At 73.9% G+C, this 3,169-nt stretch carries 3 protein-coding genes and 1 pseudogene; all 4 read left to right on the plus strand.

What is annotated here, in order from left to right; all coding sequences use genetic code 11:
* The coding region (locus DMC18_RS17400) for a TrbI/VirB10 family protein (protein WP_146218108.1) at positions 1-641 on the plus strand (641 nt) is incomplete at its 5' end.
* Positions 638-1,633 (plus strand): P-type DNA transfer ATPase VirB11, encoded by a 996-nt coding sequence (virB11, locus tag DMC18_RS17405; protein WP_110120957.1) that lies wholly within the window; start codon positions 638-640, stop codon positions 1,631-1,633. The genes DMC18_RS17400 and virB11, both read left to right, overlap by 4 nt.
* 122 nt (positions 1,634-1,755) lie before the next feature.
* On the plus strand, positions 1,756-2,490 hold the full coding sequence (locus tag DMC18_RS17410; protein ID WP_110133148.1) for a response regulator: 735 nt from the start codon (positions 1,756-1,758) through the stop codon (positions 2,488-2,490).
* A pseudogene (locus DMC18_RS26625) lies at positions 2,487-3,169 on the plus strand (hypothetical protein); the annotation flags it as partial. The gene DMC18_RS17410 and the pseudogene DMC18_RS26625, both read left to right, overlap by 4 nt.

Consider the following 3,169-nt stretch of genomic DNA (forward strand, 5'->3'; position numbering starts at 1 on the left):
CCGCCTCGGCCGCGCCGCAGGGCCAGCTCAGCGCCGACGAGCAGTTCGCGCTGCGGGCTGGAAACGACGCCCCGCCCAGCGCCCGCGCCTCCAGCCTTTCCGACCCGGCCGGCACCGTCGTGCAGGGCGCGATCATCCCGGCGGTGCTGGAGACGGCGCTGAACTCCGACCTGCCCGGCTACGCCCGCGCCATCGTCAGCCGCGACGTGCGCGGCTTCGACGGCTCGCGGGTGCTGATCCCGCGCGGCAGCCGGCTGATCGGCCAGTACAAGAGCGGCGTCGCCACCGGCCAGAGCCGGGCCTTCGTAGTCTGGACCCGCCTGATCCGCCCTGACGGCGTCTCGGTGCAGCTGGCCTCGCCGGTCACCGACGAGAGCGGCCAGGCCGGGGTCGGCGGCAAGGTCGACCGCCACTTCGCCCAGCGGTTCGGCGCGGCCATCCTGCTGTCGGTCGTTTCCGGCGCGGCCTCGTCGCTGGGGAACGGCTCGTCGAGCACGGTGGTCATCGGCTCCAGCGGCGACGCCTCCAGCGCCGCCAGCCAGGCCCTGCAGACCGACGGCAAGATCTCGCCGACCATCCGCGTCGCCCAGGGCACGCCGGTGCAGGTGTTCGTCGCCCGCGACCTGGAGTTCGGCCGGTGAACGCCCCGGCGGCCGCCCTTCCCCCGCAGGACGTCTATCTGCGCACCTACCTGGCGCCGTTCGCGCCGTGGCTGGAGCGCGCCGACGTCTCGGAGATCCTGGTCAACCGGCCGGGCGAGGTGTGGATCGAGACCGCCGGCGCACGGAGCATGCAGCGCGTGCTCGTGCCCGCCATCGACGACCGGCTGCTGGAGCGGCTGGCGACGCAAGTGGCGCGCTGGACCTTCCAGGGCGTCAACCGGCAGAGCCCCCTGCTGGCCGCCACCCTGCCCGGCGGCGAGCGGTTGCAGATGGTCGGACCGCCGGCCACCCGCTCAGGGTGGGCCCTGGCCATCCGCCGCCACCGCCTGGCCGATCTCGACCTGGAGGCCTTCCGCAAGGGTCCGCTGCCGCCGCCCGCCGCGCCCGCCTCGTCCGAAGCCCTCGACGCCGCCGCGCGCCAGGAGCCGATCGAGTTCCTGCGCGCGGCCGTCGCCGCGCGGAAGACGATCCTGATCTCGGGCGGCACCTCGTCGGGCAAGACGACGTTCCTGAACGCCCTGCTGCGCACCGCGCCGGCCGAGGACCGCATCGTGCTGGTCGAGGACGCCCCGGAACTGGCCCTCTCCCAGCCCAACGCCCTTGGCCTGGTGGCCGTGAAGGGCGACGAGGGCGAGGCGCGGGTCGATGTCGACGACCTGCTGCAGGCCGCCCTGCGGCTGCGTCCCGACCGGATCATCCTGGGCGAGATGCGCGGCCGCGAGGCGGCGACGTTCCTGCGGGCGATCAACACCGGCCATCCGGGATCGCTGAGCACGGTGCACGCCAGCACGCCGCGCGGCGCCCTGGAGCAGATCGCCCTCATGACGATGCAGGCGGGCCTGGCGCTCTCGCGGCGCGAGACCATCGACTACGTCGGGGCCATGGTCGACGTCGTCGTGCAGTTGGGCCGAATCGGCGGCGAACGACGGATTCTCGACATCCTCACGCTCAACTGCGGAGCGGAACGATGATCGGGTTTCCCGCCTCGGTCGCAAATACCACCCCCGCGCGACGTCGTGACGCGCATAGAGGCCCGCTTGCAGCCCCTCCCCCTATGACTCGGAGCCTTTTGGTGTGTCATAGTCCAGACGCGATGACCCCCGACGCCTCGATCACCGAGACCGCGACCGTCCTCCTGGTGGAAGACGACGACGTCCTCCGCCGCGAGATGGCCGGCTACCTCGGCGCCCAGGGCTACGCCGTGCGCCAGGCCTCGACGGTCGGCGCGGCGCGCGAGGTGCTGGACGCCCGCGCCGTCGACGTGGTCGTGCTCGACGTCAACCTGCCCGGCGAGGACGGCCTGTCGCTGTGCCGCCAGCTGGCGCGGGGCGACGGCCCGGCCATCCTGATGCTCAGCGCCATGGGCGAGCCGGTCGACCGGATCCTGGGCCTGGAGCTCGGCGCCGACGACTACGTGGTCAAGCCGATCCCGCCGCGCGAACTGCTGGCCCGGGTCAAGGCCCTGCTGCGCCGTCGCAGCGCCGCCGGCCCGCCCGGCAAGAACCCAAAGCGCAACACCTACGCCTTCGCCGGCTTCCGCCTGGACCTGGCCGCCCGCCAGCTGACCGCGCCGGGCGGCACGCTGCTGCTGCTGACGCGGGGCGAGCTGGCCATCCTGTCGCTGCTGCTCGACAACGCCCGCTCGGTGGTGTCGCGCGAGGACCTGCTGACCGTCATCCGCGGCGAGGCCGCCGAGACCGTCGGCCGCGGCGTGGACCTGCACATCAGCCGCCTGCGCCGCAAGATCGAGGCCCAGTGCGACCAGGAACTGATCAAGACCTATCGCGGCGTCGGCTATGTGCTGGACGCCAAGGTGGTGGTCGAATGAAGACCCTGGCCGCCCGTCTGCGCCGTCCCAGCGCCCCGATCGCCCTGCAGATCGTCGCCCTGCTGCTGGCCAGCCTGGTCGTGGCGCAGCTGGCGACCCTGGCGCTCACCTTGCTTCTGCCGCCCAAGCCGCCGGCCCAGCACAGCCTGGCCGACATCGCCGCCGGCCTGAAGGGCGGACCGATCGACGCCAGTGAGACCCGTCCGCTGGTGCGCACGGTCGAGAAGGAGCCGCCGTCGCTGTCGAGCCCCGGCTGGGTGGCCTCGGAGAAGTCGAGCGCCGATCTCGCCCGTCTGCTGAACGCCGATCCCGACGACGTGCGCCTGCTGTTCTACGCGCCGCCGCCCTTCGCCGGCGCGGGCGCGGCCAGCCGCCGGGCCGACGCCGCCGCCCTGCCCTTCACCGCTGGGCTCGGCTCCAGCGCCTACGCCCAGGGTCCCGCCCCCGGCGGCCGGGCCATGGGTCCCGCCGGCGGCGGTATGATGGCCCAGCCGTCGGTCGGTCCGGGCTCGGTCGGCTTCCCGGTCAGCGCCGCCCAGAACAATCCCGCCATGTGGCGCGCCGCCCGCGCGGCCCTGACCGGCAGCAACGGGGGCGCCCGCTCCGACTACCGCCCCGGCGGGACGCCTTCGCGCTATGGCCAGCAGCGCTTCCCCGGGACCAGCGCCGGCGGCGTTCC

The organism is Caulobacter sp. D5 (genome assembly GCF_003185805.1).
In the GTDB taxonomy this organism is placed as follows: domain Bacteria; phylum Pseudomonadota; class Alphaproteobacteria; order Caulobacterales; family Caulobacteraceae; genus Caulobacter.

What these genes read in the sequence shown, in the direction of transcription:
- DMC18_RS17410 (WP_110133148.1), top strand. Translation starts at nt 1,756, where the DNA reads ATGACCCCCGACGCCTCGATCACCGAGACCGCGACCGTCCTCCTGGTG.